General features: G+C 67.1%; 10 protein-coding genes. All 10 read right to left on the bottom strand.

Annotation, left to right across the window (positions count from 1 at the left end):
- Positions 1 to 39: 39 nt before the first annotated feature.
- Entirely contained in the window at positions 40 to 819 is a 780-nt protein-coding gene (locus AC13F7_RS05590; RefSeq protein ID WP_482999520.1) for a flagellar brake protein, read from the bottom strand.
- A 139-nt stretch (positions 820 to 958) separates the two neighbouring features.
- Positions 959 to 3142 carry a methyl-accepting chemotaxis protein gene (locus tag AC13F7_RS05585; RefSeq protein ID WP_482999519.1) on the bottom strand — a complete coding sequence of 728 codons (2184 nt, stop codon included), beginning with the start codon at positions 3140 to 3142 and terminating at the stop codon, positions 959 to 961.
- Positions 3143 to 3147: 5 nt separating this feature from the next.
- On the bottom strand, positions 3148 to 3624 hold the full coding sequence (locus AC13F7_RS05580) for a hypothetical protein (protein WP_482999518.1): 477 nt from the start codon (positions 3622 to 3624) through the stop codon (positions 3148 to 3150).
- A 226-nt stretch (positions 3625 to 3850) separates the two neighbouring features.
- Complete coding sequence (locus AC13F7_RS05575) at positions 3851 to 6106, bottom strand: methyl-accepting chemotaxis protein (protein WP_482999517.1); 2256 nt, start codon at positions 6104 to 6106, stop codon at positions 3851 to 3853.
- Between the two features lie 368 nt (positions 6107 to 6474).
- A complete protein-coding gene (locus AC13F7_RS05570; RefSeq protein ID WP_482999516.1) occupies positions 6475 to 8445 on the bottom strand; it encodes a chemotaxis protein CheA in 1971 nt (656 codons plus the stop codon).
- 45 nt (positions 8446 to 8490) lie between these two features.
- Positions 8491 to 8856 carry a response regulator gene (locus tag AC13F7_RS05565; protein WP_019182916.1) on the bottom strand — a complete coding sequence of 122 codons (366 nt, stop codon included), beginning with the start codon at positions 8854 to 8856 and terminating at the stop codon, positions 8491 to 8493.
- A complete protein-coding gene (locus AC13F7_RS05560) occupies positions 8853 to 9161 on the bottom strand; it encodes an STAS domain-containing protein (RefSeq protein WP_123729183.1) in 309 nt (102 codons plus the stop codon). The genes AC13F7_RS05565 and AC13F7_RS05560 overlap by 4 nt, the downstream gene beginning before the upstream one ends.
- A 77-nt stretch (positions 9162 to 9238) precedes the next feature.
- On the bottom strand, positions 9239 to 10378 hold the full coding sequence (locus tag AC13F7_RS05555) for a chemotaxis protein CheW (RefSeq protein WP_482999515.1): 1140 nt from the start codon (positions 10376 to 10378) through the stop codon (positions 9239 to 9241).
- A complete protein-coding gene (locus AC13F7_RS05550; RefSeq protein WP_482999514.1) occupies positions 10375 to 11157 on the bottom strand; it encodes a ParA family protein in 783 nt (260 codons plus the stop codon). Before AC13F7_RS05550 ends, AC13F7_RS05555 begins: the two co-directional genes overlap by 4 nt.
- Positions 11158 to 11162: 5 nt before the next feature.
- Positions 11163 to 12170 carry a flagellar motor protein MotD gene (gene motD / locus AC13F7_RS05545; RefSeq protein WP_481468169.1) on the bottom strand — a complete coding sequence of 336 codons (1008 nt, stop codon included), beginning with the start codon at positions 12168 to 12170 and terminating at the stop codon, positions 11163 to 11165.

The following is a 12170-nucleotide window of genomic DNA, read 5'->3' as shown; positions in this document are numbered from 1 at the left end:
AGATCACGCATCAGCGGCGCCACGCGGTTGAAGCGGCCGTCAAATCTCCCCGTTTTTCCGGGCACTGCGCTGCCGGTCGATGCGGAAGATGTAGCGCTGGATCGCGCTGTCGCCGCCACGCGGGAGGTCATCGAAACGCATGCCGATGCGCTTCATTTCCACGCCATTGGGCAACTTGACGGCCAGTTGATTGCACACGATCAGCGAGATGTGCAGCGGGCTGCTGTCAGGCAGGTCGAGCTGGGCGGCATAGCGCTTCTGCAGGGAGAAGACATTGCAGTCCACCGGCACCGTCACGGCCAGGCCACCGCCGCTGATGTCCACCACCCGCAGGTGGAGCGCTTCGCTGCGGTCTTCATTGATCGGGAACTTCAGGTGCGGCGAATCAGTGATCGGGGTCTCGAGCCGGTACAGCTCGCGGCGCTGCAGGTGCACCAGCTCTGCCGGAAACGGCACGCGGAAGGCTACGTGGCCGTCGTTCTGCGTACGCTCCAGGCCGTCGAGCCGGAAGCGGACCATCACCCGGTCCAACTGGGCGAAGCAGAGCAGGTGGCCGACTTCCTCCGCCGCGCGGTTGGAGGGCTCGGACGGGCTGCCGTCGAGCAGCAGCCAGTCGTCGTCCTCGTCCAGTTCCAAGACGGCGGTCGGGAAGGACTGGTCGCGCCCCCCCAGATGGGCGTTGATCAACGAACGCTGGTCGATCAGCGCCTGCAGCAACTGCCGGATCTGGCGAGGGTTGCGGACCAGATACCGGTCGTCCGTACCGTCGTCGTGCGCGGCATGGGAGGGGTCGTGTGCGTCGAGGCTGCCTTCGGACATGGAATCTGCTGAGTTGGGCGGGTGACGACATCCGCAGATGCCAGGGCTCAGTCCGTTTATCGGCAGCGGGGCACAATTATGTAGGGTCAGATGCCAGGGAGACCGACGCACCGGTGCAGGGCCGGCGCGTCCTGGACCATCAGTGGGCGCTGGCGATCTGCCGGATCCGTTGCAGCACCGAGGTCTGGCCGTCGTCCAGGTGGAAGCGCGCCACTCCTTCGGCCAGCAGCCCGGCCTGATGCGCCATGCCGTGCGTGGCCGTCATCGACTCTTCCACCAGCGCGGCGTTCTGGCGGGTGTTGACGTCCATCTGCGCGATGCTCTGATTGACCTGTTCGATGCCCATCGACTGTTCCTGCGAGGCGGCGGAGATCTCGCCCATGATGTCGTTGACCTGGCGCACGGCCGTGACGATATCGCCCATGGTGGCCCCGGCACGATCGACCAGCTGGCTGCCATGGGCCACCTTGCCGACCGAGTCGTCGATCAGCGTCTTGATCTCCTTGGCGGCGTCGGCTGAGCGCTGGGCCAGGGTGCGCACTTCGGTGGCGACGACGGCGAAGCCGCGGCCCTGCTCACCGGCGCGAGCCGCTTCCACCGCGGCGTTGAGGGCCAGGATGTTGGTCTGGAACGCGATGCCATCGATCACCGAGATGATGTCGGCGATGCGGCGGGAGGAGGCCTGTATGGCGCTCATGGTGCGGATGACTTCGCCGACCACCTCCCCGCCCTGCGAAGCGACCTCCGATGCACCACTGGCCAGTCGATTGGCCTGGCGGGCATGCTCGGCATTCTGGCGCACGGTGGCGGTGAGTTCTTCCATCGTGGCGGCGGTTTCTTCCAGGCTGGCGGCCTGCTGCTCGGTCCGGCTGGAGAGGCGGCCATTGCCTTCGGACATGCCGCTCGCCGCCGCGCTGAGACTGCTGGACGCCGACTGGATGCTGGACACGATGCCGGTCAGCTGGTCGATCGTGGCGTTGGCATCGTCCTGGATGCGTGCGAACACACCGTGGAAGTCGCCCTCCATGCGCGTGGTGAGATCGCCCCGCGACAGCGCGGAGAGCAGCTGTGAGATCTGTTCGATGCTGCTCGCATTGGCATCCAGCAGGCCGTTGAGGTGCTCGGCCAGCTGCAGGAAGAAGCCCTGCTTGCCAGCGGTCTCGACGCGCCCGGCGAAGTCACCGTTGGCGGCGGCGTGCACGATGCGGCCCAGTTCCTCTTCCACCTGGAGTTCGGTGGTGCGGTCGGCCCATTCCACCACGAAGCCCTGGCGCTGGCCGTCACCGCCGATGATCGGGTTGACGATCAGGCGCATCACACGGCCGCCGATCCGGATCTGGGCGCGATACGTGCCTTCCAGCGTATCGAGCAGCTTGGCCTGGTGGGCCGGATGGCGATGGAAGATATCGATGTTGCGGCCAATCAGATCGCGCGCGTTGAACTGCGGCAGGTCGCGGCGCAGATCCTGCTCGACGCCGCTGAGCATGTGCTGCAGCGGGCGGTTGACGAACACGATGTTGCGGTCACGGTCGGCGATCATGACGTGGGTGGTGACGTCATCCAGTGCGGTGCGGATGCGCAGGGTGTCGGCGAGGCTGGCCTGTTCGCGATGGCGGCGGTCCAGCAGCTGCTGGCTGGTCTGCACCAGGGTGCGCGCCAGCGAGTCGGCTGGAAACTGGTCGGGCTGCACGTTCGCCGGCAGCGGTTGGTCATTGACCACGCCGCGCGCCATGGCGGCGAGCGCGCGCGGGTCGTGGCCGATCAGCAGCAGCTGGCGCCGCATCTGCACCGCCATGGCGCTGAGCAGCGCGGTTTCCACGATGACGTAGGTGGCGTGCAGCACGACCACGCCAACGCCGCTGCCGGCGGCGAACACCGGCGTCGGGGCGCCGCGTGACTGCAGGTAGAAGAACAGCAGGTGGTGCACGGCGATGGCCCCGGCCGCGACCACGATCGGCAGCCAGTCGCGGTAATACAGCAGCAGGGCGATCAGGACGATCACCGTGAAGTGCGTTTCCAGCATCCCGTGGGTCTGGTGGATCAAGGTGGCGGCCAGCACCATCCATGCCAGCGCGACCGTGCACCGCGACAGGCGGGTGCCGGGCAGCCAGCGGGTCTGCAGGGCGATCAGCGCGAGGCTGGGCAGGGTGATGGCCAGCAAGGGCGTCCATTGGCCGCTACGCGCGGCCAGCACCAATGAGGCGACCGACAGCAGCACGGTGACCATCAGGAACAGGCGGTCTGCTTCGGCGGCGATGACCTGCAGGTACGGCACCTTCTCGTGACCCACCAGCGAGGGGAGGGGCGTTGCGTGGGTGGACATGCGGGTCACTCCTGTGGGCATGAACAATGGGATGAAACGATGAGCGGTGCCTGCGGATGCGCAAGCAACTGCTGGATCAGGGGCGCGGCCGAGCGCGCGAGGCCGCCACAGCCGGGGTCAAGCTGTGCCGGGCCGGCATAGACGAGGCGGCGGGAGGCATCGAGTACCACCCAGGCATAGGGCAGTGGTACGCCAGCGTCGCGTCGGTCGAGGGTGTGCAACGCCGGCCGCGGAGCGGTCGGCGCGGCGCAGCCGCACTGGCCGTCAGCGAGCAGGAGAATGGGGGCGCCAACCGCCGGCAGCGATCCGCCCAGCCGGGCCAGGATCTGATCGGCGGTCATGGCCGGTGGCGCGGCGGGCAGTGTGCGCAGCAGCGCAGGCAGGACCCAGCCCAGCCAGAGTGACAGCAGAACCAGACCTGCCACGGCACGGCGCGTCGTGATCTGCGGCTGCTGACATACCGGTGTCATCGCGGTGGTCATCCTGCTGGCGTCCCTGCGCAACTCGATAGTCCCGTTAGCGGCGCACACGGCCGCTTACTTGATGGCAGACCGCCATCATTGGGCTGAATTCGGTAAGCAAGATGACGGCAGACAGTCTCTGGCCGATCGGCGTGTACACCGGGACGGCCATGCGCAACGGCGGAAACGACGACACCCTGCCGGAGCAGGGTGTCGTCGTGTCACGAAGGGTAACCGCAGCGCAGAATCAGAACTCCTGCCACTCGCTGTCGTTGACCATCGCCGGTTCACGGGTCATGGGCCGGCGTGCAGCGGCGCTGCTCGGCGCGGCCGGGGCGGCGGGGCGCGGTGACAGGACGGCGGAACGCGCAATCGCTGGGCGCGCGGCTGTCACCGGTGTCACGCCCGCGCGGCTGTCGAGCTTGAACAGCGCGACCGCGTCGGTGAGGTCGCCCGCCTGCTCTTCCATCGCACGGGCCGCGGCCGTGGCTTCTTCCACCAGCGCGGCGTTCTGCTGGGTGGTTTCGTCCATCTGCACGACGGTCTGGTTGACCTGTTCGATACCGGCGGACTGCTCCTGCGACGCGGCGGAGATCTCGGCCATGATGTCGGTCACGCGCTGCACCGAGGCGACGATCTCGCCCATGGTGGCACCGGCCTGGTTGACCAGCTGCGAGCCTTCGGCGACCTTGCCGACGGACTCATCGATCAGTCCCTTGATCTCCTTGGCGGCACCAGCCGAACGCTGGGCGAGGGTGCGCACTTCCGAAGCGACCACCGCAAAGCCACGGCCCTGTTCACCGGCACGGGCGGCTTCGACCGCAGCGTTCAGCGCCAGGATGTTGGTCTGGAAGGCGATGCCGTCGATCACGGTGATGATGTCGGCGATACGGCGCGAGGAGGCATCGATCTCGTGCATGGTGCTGACCACGCGACCGACCACATCACCGCCCTGCGAGGCGACCGAATGCGCACCGATGGCCAGCTGGTTGGCCTGACGGGCATGCTCGGCGTTCTGGCGCACGGTGGAGGTCAGTTCCTCCATCGAGGCGGCGGTTTCTTCCAGGTTGGCGGCCTGCTGCTCGGTGCGGCGCGACAGGTCGTTGTTGCCCGAGGCGATCTCGCCGGCAGCGGTGCTGATGCTGGAGGAGGCCTGCTGGATGCGGCCGACGATCTGGGTCAGCTGGGCGACGGTGGTGTTTGCATCGTCACGCATGCTGGCGAACACGCCGTGGAACTCGCCGTGCATGCGGGCGGTCAGGTCACCATTGGCGATCGACTGCAGCAGGTGCGAAAGCTGGGACAGATTGCCGTCGGCCACTTCCATCATCGTGTTGAGGTTTTCGATCATGACCCGGAAGTCATGCTCGAAGCGCATCGCGTCGCCACGCTGGGTGAAGTCGCCGGCGGCAGCGGCCTGGGCCAGGGATTGGATCTGGGTGTTGATCGCCAACAGGCTGGCCTTGGCGGCATCCATCGATTCATGCAGGATCGCGCGGGTGCCGGGCAGGCGACGGGCGTTCTGTGACAGATCGCCGGTGGCGTACTGGTTGAGGATCGCCACCGAATCGGTGATCGCGTCCAGGTGCTCGAAGATCATCGTATTGATGCCCTTCGCCAGTTCGCCGTACACGCCCGGGAAGTCCTGCGGGATGCGGTGGCTGATGTCGGGGCCGGCATGCATCTCGGCCATGCGCTGGGTTTCAGCGGAGAAGCGGCGCAGCATCACGGTCATGTCGCGGGTCGCGGCCAGCATCTTGCCGGCTTCGTCCTGGCTGGTCGCCTGGATGTTGACCGACAGATCGCCACGCGACACCGACTGGATCGCGTGCACGGCCTGGGCCAGCGGGCGAGTGATGGCGCGCGCGATGACCACGCCCATGGCAGCGGCCAGCAGTGCCAGCAGCACCATGCAGGCGATGATTGCGTAGACGCTGTTCTGGTGGATGGTGTTGGCACGCTCCACGCGGCGTGCGATCACGCCGTTGCTGTACTCGCCCAGTTCCTTCATGGCAGCGAACAGTGCACGGCGGCCGGGACGCGACTGCTCGTCGGAGATCTGCTGCGCACCGGCGTTGTCGCCGGCGGCGATGGCCTGCTTGATCGCTGCGTTCGCCTTGAAGTAGTCCGCATTGCGTGCGGCGACGACTTCGTACAGCTCGCGCTCCTTGGGCTCGGCCGGGAGGGCGGCGTAGGCCGCCATCTCTTCATGGACCACCTTGCCGGTGGCCTCCATGCGCTTGTCGTAGTCGGCCACCGACTCCGGCTTGTCCAGCACGGTCAGCTGCGCCATTTCATAGGTGCGGAACTCGCCGAGCTGGGCGCGGATCTCGCCCAGGTGCTGTACCGACGGAATGTCGTTGGTGCTCATCGCACGCAGCTGTTCATTGGCTTCGCCAAGGCGCACCAGGGCAAAGATGCCCAGCGCCAGGGTCATCAGCGTGGTCAGGGCGAACCCCACGGTGAGCTTTCGAGCGATGGGTAGATCGTGGAACCACTTCATGATGGGAACTCCGGGCAGGGCGTAGGCGCGCAGCCGTGGGGAACTGGGCGAGATGGCGTGGTGGGGAAAGGTGAGGCGACCGCTGCGCGACATCTATCGGTGTCGCTATTGCCGATAACGGCGTTGCAACGGAACAACTTGATAGCGCTCATCACATTGAGTTCACATTTTTTCTGTGAACTCGATCAAAAACGGGGTGTTTCGCCCAGGTACGTGCTGTCCGAGGAGGTTGCGAGCATTCGCTGGCACGCCGGGTACCGACGAAGTTCACCATTGCGCCGGGAGCCGTGCCGGATCGCGCAGGCGCGCAAAAACGCCGCCACTCCCGGGGAGCGGCGGCGTCAGGAGGCAGCGTATGGCAGGGGCGGTCAGGCCGCCTGTGGCACCTTCAGCGAGCGCACCAGACCGCCGATGTCGACGATCAGCGCCACGCGGCCATCGCCGAGGATGGTGGCGCCGGAGACGCCGCTGATGCGGCGGTAGTTGTTCTCGATGTTCTTGACCACGACCTGCTGCTGGCCGACCAGCTCGTCCACTTCCAGCGCGATCTTCTGGCCATCACCTTCGACCACCACCACCAGGGGCTCTTCCTGGGAATGACCACCGTAGCCGTAGTAATCGCTGAGCGAGAGGATCGGCAGGTACTCGCCACGGACCCGCAGCACGCGGCCTTCGCCGGCCATGGTGCGGATGTCGTCGCCCTTCGGCTGCAGGGCCTCCAGCACATAGGCCAGGGGCAGGATCAGGGTTTCACCGGCGACCGAGACGGTCATGCCGTCCAGGATGGCCAACGTCAGCGGCAGGCGGATCAGCACGCGGGTGCCGTTGCCGGCCTGGCTTTCCAGCTGGACTTCGCCACCCAGGGCCTGGATGTTGCGGCGGACCACGTCCATGCCCACGCCACGTCCCGACAGATCCGTGACGGCATCGGCGGTGGAGAAGCCCGGTTGGAAAATCAGGTCCCACACCTGCGAATCGGTGGGGTTGTCCGGCACGCTCAGGCCGCGCTCAAGCGCCTTGGACAGGATCTTGTCGCGGTTCAGGCCGCGGCCGTCGTCGCTGACCTCGATCACGATGTGGCCGCCCTGATGCGACGCTGCCAACGTGATGGTGCCGGTTTCGTCTTTGCCTGCGTCACGACGCACGTCCGGCATTTCCAGGCCGTGGTCGATCGAGTTGCGGACCAGATGCACCAGCGGATCGGCGATCTTCTCGATCAGGCCCTTGTCCAGCTCGGTGCCTTCGCCGATGGTGCGCAGACGCACGTGCTTGCCCAGGCGCGAGGACAGATCGCGGACCAGGCGCGGGAAGCGGCGGAACACCGCATCCACCGGCAGCATGCGCACGCCGATGACCGCTTCCTGCAGATCACGCGTATTGCGCTCCAGCAGGTCAAGGCCGGTCAGCAACTGCTCTGCCTGGGCCGGATCCAGTGCATGCGAGACCTGCTTGAGCATGGCCTGGGTGATGACCAGTTCGCCGACCAGATTGATCAGGGCATCGACCTTGTCCACGCTGACGCGGATCGAGGTTTCCGCTTCGTGGGCCGCAGCGGGTGCAGCGGCTGCGGCAGCCGGTGCTGCGGGGGCGGCAGGCTTGGCCTCGGCCGGTGCGCTGGTGGCCAGGCTGGGCGGTGCGGCCGGACGGATGTCCAGTTCGCAGTCGTCCACGACCCAGGCGAAGGTGTCTTCGATCTTGCTGCGCGGTACCTTGCCGACCAGGCCCAGGTCCCACGCGAGGTGGGCTTCGAGCGGGTCGAGCTGGTCGAAACCGGGCAGGCGCTCCATGCGCGCGGCGACCTGCAGCGAACCCAGGTGTTCCAGTTCGCGGATGATGCGCAGCGGATCATTGCCGCTCATGAACAGCGATGGTGCCGGCACGAAACCGATCTGCCACGCCTCGGGTGTGTCATCGATCCTGGCCGCGGCCACCGGTGCGGCGGTGGCGGCCTGGCCGGTCAGCACCGCTTCCAGGCGTGCCTTGATATCGGCGACGGATTGCGGGTCGGCCGGTTGGCCGTGTTCGGCTTCACGCAGCAGGGCGCGCAGCACGTCCACGGAGGCAAGCATCGCATCAACCGCGGCCGGCTCCAGCGCGCGCTTGCCAGCGCGCAGTTCGTCCAGCAGCGTTTCCAGCACATGCGTCAGCGAGGCGATCGCGTCGAAGCCGAAGGTGCCGGCGCCGCCCTTGATCGAGTGCGCAGCGCGGAACACCGAGTTGATGATTTCCGGGTCCTGCTGGCCCGATTCAAGCGCCAGCAGGCCAGCTTCCATCGCGTCCAGCCCCTCGCGGCTCTCTTCGAAGAAAGTGGCGTGGAAACGTTGCAGATCCATGCTCATGGTGCGGGGTGTCCAGTTGCGAGGGGAGGGAAGGGTGAAACGGGATCAGCCCAGGACTTTCTGGACGGTGGCCACCAGCTGTTCCGGATTGAACGGCTTGACCAGCCAACCCGTCGCGCCGGCAGCCTTGCCTTCGGACTTCTTGTCCGCGGCCGATTCGGTGGTCAGCATCAGCATCGGCGTGAACTTGTATTCGGCCAGCTGGCGCAGCTCACGGATCAGCGAGATGCCGTCCATGTTCGGCATGTTGACGTCGGTGACCACCGCATTGAAGCGTTGGCCCTTGGCACGCCCGAGGGCGACCGCGCCGTCTTCGGCTTCCTCGACGGAAAAGCCGGCCGAGGTGAGGGCGAAAGAGACCATCTGGCGCATCGACGCCGAATCGTCCACCACCAAGATACGTGCGCTCATGCAGCGTTCTCCACAGATTTCAGGTTGTCATGGGGTGCTTCCAGGCCGAGGGCCTGGGTGACGCCGAGCAGACGCGCGGCATCACGGAAGGTTGCGGTGCAACCGTGGAATCCGGTGGGATGCCCGGCCTTGCGGCGGGCCTCGACGAATGCGCACAGCACTTGCACCGAGGCGGTATGGATACGGCCGACCTGGCTGGCATCCAGCGTCAGATCGCCTTCCTGATCCACCAGGGGGGCCAAACGTGTTTTGAGCTCGGTGCTGGTCTCGATACCGAGATCATCACCCAGTGCGACAGTGCTCATCTTTGCTCCGGACAAACGGTTCCGAGGTCTATAACGGCCTAAACCAACAAAGCTTTAGGGCAGCTGCCGGTTCCCGGTCAGTTCAACAGCTGCGTCGCGTCCAGCAGGATCATCGGCTGGGCGGTCACGCGCGCCACGCCGCGGAACAGGTCGTTGGAAATCTGGCAGATGCGGGCGGTATCGGGCGGCTCGATCTGTGAGTCGGTGAGGTTGGCGACATCCTCCACGGCCGAGACCCGCAGGCCCATGGTTTCACCATTCTCTTCCAGCACCACGATGCGGGTGTTGGCATCGTTGATGACCGCACTGCTGCCCAGGTGGATGCCCAGATCCATCACCGGGACGACCTGGCCACGCAGGTTCATGATGCCGAGCATTTCCGGCGCCGTGCCGCGCAAGGGTAGCAGCGGCACGGGCAGGACGACCTCCTGCACCTTGAGCAGTTCCAGCGCATAGGCCTGGGCGCCACAGCGCAGGCGCAGCCAGCGCGAGGTGCGCTCGTTGGCCCGCCGGTTTTCGCGCGGGCTGGAGGCCGGGTCGCGGGCCTGCCGTTGCAGCTCTTCCCAGCTGCTGGGGCGGCTGTGCGCCAACGTAGGCGTCTTGGCGCGGATGCTGGGGGCAAGTGGCATGGCAGGCATGGTGCGGGCGGTGGGGGCCGGCGGGGTGGCAGGGGTGGGCGCGGGCGCTGGAACGGGCGCTGGCGGTGGTACCGGCGCGGAGGGCGCCACGTCATCGCACGCGGTCATCAGGCCGCTCAATGACGGGTCGTTGCGGACTTCGTCGAGCAGGTCCTCGAAGCCCGGGGCGGGCATTGCAGCGGGTGCAGCCACTGGAGCGGTCTCGTACACGACCTCCGGTGGCAGGTCATCCCAACCGGGGCGTTGCTCATCCGCCGCCAGCGTCATCGCGCCGCTCAGTGAGGGGTCATTGCGGACCTCGTCGAGCAGGTCGTCGAAGCCCGGCGCCGGGGTGGCGGTGTCGGGCAGGGTCATCTCGCCACTGAGCGACGGGTCGTTGCGGACCTCGTCGAGCAGACCGTCGAGCACGGCAGCGGGCATCGCGTCGGTGACAACGGCGTCGACGTCGACGTCGACTTCGACGCCCGGCGTCGTGCCTGCATCGAGTGTTGCCACCGGAGCTGGTGCCTCGGCCGGTGCCGGAACGGCATCGCCGAGCAGTTGGTCCAGATAATCGTCGAGTACGCCGGCCGTGTTCATGCCGCGCGCTCCATCTGCTGCGCGTCGTCGGCCAGGATCCATTCCAGCGCACGCCGATAGGCAGCCAGGCCGCGCCCCGGGTAATCCTCGGACTGCGGCGGCACGGTCAGGCTGGCGGCGTTGCAGATGCGGGTGTCGACCGGGATCGCGTCTTCCCACACACGCTGGCCGTGCTTGTCCTGCATGAGCCTGACGGTTTCGTTGCCAGCGCGGGTGCGGCGGTCGAACAGGGTCGGCAGGATCGACATCGGCAACGGGCGGCGACGCGAGCGCTCGACCATCTCACCGGTGCGGACCATGCCATCCAGGCCGTGCAGCGCCAGCGGTTCGGCCTGGGTCGGGATGATCAGGCGGTCGGCCGCAGCCAGTGCGTTGATCATCAGCAGGCCCAGGGTGGGCGCGCAGTCCAGCAGGATGTAGTCGTGCTGGCCCTGGTGGCGGGCGAGCGCGTTCTGCAGCGCCAGGCCGAGGCCGGGCTGGTTCGCGCTGCGGCGCTCCAGCGTGGCCAGTGCCGCCTGCGCGCAGACGTAGTCCAGGCCGGGAATGCTGCTGTGGTGGGCCAGGGTGGCCAGCTCGGCCGGCGGTGCGCCGAACAGCTCCAGCACGCCCTGCGGCGGCGGGTCCAGCGGCACGCCGAAGGCCCGGGTCAGCGACGAATGCGGATCCAGATCGATCAACAGCACGCGGTGGCCCTGCGTGGCCAGACCACGGCCGAGCGCGAGCGTCGTGGTGGTCTTGCCCACGCCGCCTTTCTGATTGGCAACAGCCCAGATACGCATGCGGTTCACTCCTTCAGTGCAGACGGAACGGCGGCGCCAACACGGCTGCCGGCCGGCACCGGTGGCAACTGCACCGGTGCGATGGGGGTAACAGGGGAGGTACGGGCGGCGCTCGGTGCGGCGGCCGTATCGGCCGGCTCGGCATCGGCACTGAGCCGGTCGGTGATCGGGTCGACGCCTGCAGCGGTGTCGGCGAGGATGATCACCATCACCCGCCGATTGCGGTTGCGGCCTTCGGCGCTGGCATTGCTCTGGCGCGGCCGGAACTGGCCGTACCCGACCATCGCCAGCCGCGCTGGCTGCAGGCCCTGGTCGGCGAACAGATGCACCACGCTGGCCGCGCGCGCGGCGGACAGTTCCCAGTTGGAGGGAAACAGCGCCGTGGCGATCGGGATGTTGTCGGTGTGGCCTTCCACGCGTACGCCATTGGGCGCATCGCGCAGCACCTGGGCGAGGGTGGAGAGGGTGTCGCGCGCATGCACGTCCAGCGTGGCCGATGCGGTGGGGAACAGGATGTCGCTGTTGATCTCCACCTCGATCCACAGCTCGGTACGGCGCACGGTGATCATGCCGCGCTCGATCAAGGGCGCCAGGGTGGCGGTCAGCTTGTCGGCGATCCCGTTGAGCTGGCGCTCGGCGCGCTGCAGCTGTTCCTGGTTGCGCATGGAAACGGGCATGCGCATCTGCGAAGCCATCGCCGGCAGCAGGGTGGGGTCGTTGCTCGGCGCCGGCGCGGACGGGCCGACCTTGGTGCCGGCCTTGATCACGGAGGGGCTGTCCCAGCCGCCGCCCTGGACCTGCTGGTTGCCGACCTGCACCGGGTTGATGGTACGCGGCGCGCCACCAAAGGCGGTGGTGAGTGCGTCGGCCATGATCCGGTACTTGCCCTCGTTGAGCGAGGAGATGGCGTACATCACCACGAAGAAGGCGAGCAGCAGCGTCATGAGGTCGGCGTAGGGGATCGCCCAGGCCTCATGGTTGGCATGTTCTTCGTGGTGCTTGCGGCGGGCCAT

Source organism: Stenotrophomonas sp. K-6, assembly GCF_056861555.1.
This window is presented reverse-complemented; position numbering and strand designations above follow the sequence as displayed.

What these genes read in the sequence shown, in the direction of transcription:
- motD (WP_481468169.1), bottom strand. Translation starts at nt 12,170, where the DNA reads ATGGCCCGCCGCAAGCACCACGAAGAACATGCCAACCATGAGGCCTGG.
- AC13F7_RS05575 (WP_482999517.1), bottom strand. Translation starts at nt 6,106, where the DNA reads ATGAAGTGGTTCCACGATCTACCCATCGCTCGAAAGCTCACCGTGGGG.
- AC13F7_RS05550 (WP_482999514.1), bottom strand. Translation starts at nt 11,157, where the DNA reads ATGCGTATCTGGGCTGTTGCCAATCAGAAAGGCGGCGTGGGCAAGACC.
- AC13F7_RS05570 (WP_482999516.1), bottom strand. Translation starts at nt 8,445, where the DNA reads ATGAGCATGGATCTGCAACGTTTCCACGCCACTTTCTTCGAAGAGAGC.
- AC13F7_RS05555 (WP_482999515.1), bottom strand. Translation starts at nt 10,378, where the DNA reads ATGAACACGGCCGGCGTACTCGACGATTATCTGGACCAACTGCTCGGC.
- AC13F7_RS05580 (WP_482999518.1), bottom strand. Translation starts at nt 3,624, where the DNA reads ATGACCACCGCGATGACACCGGTATGTCAGCAGCCGCAGATCACGACG.
- AC13F7_RS05560 (WP_123729183.1), bottom strand. Translation starts at nt 9,161, where the DNA reads ATGAGCACTGTCGCACTGGGTGATGATCTCGGTATCGAGACCAGCACC.
- AC13F7_RS05565 (WP_019182916.1), bottom strand. Translation starts at nt 8,856, where the DNA reads ATGAGCGCACGTATCTTGGTGGTGGACGATTCGGCGTCGATGCGCCAG.
- AC13F7_RS05585 (WP_482999519.1), bottom strand. Translation starts at nt 3,142, where the DNA reads ATGTCCACCCACGCAACGCCCCTCCCCTCGCTGGTGGGTCACGAGAAG.
- AC13F7_RS05590 (WP_482999520.1), bottom strand. Translation starts at nt 819, where the DNA reads ATGTCCGAAGGCAGCCTCGACGCACACGACCCCTCCCATGCCGCGCAC.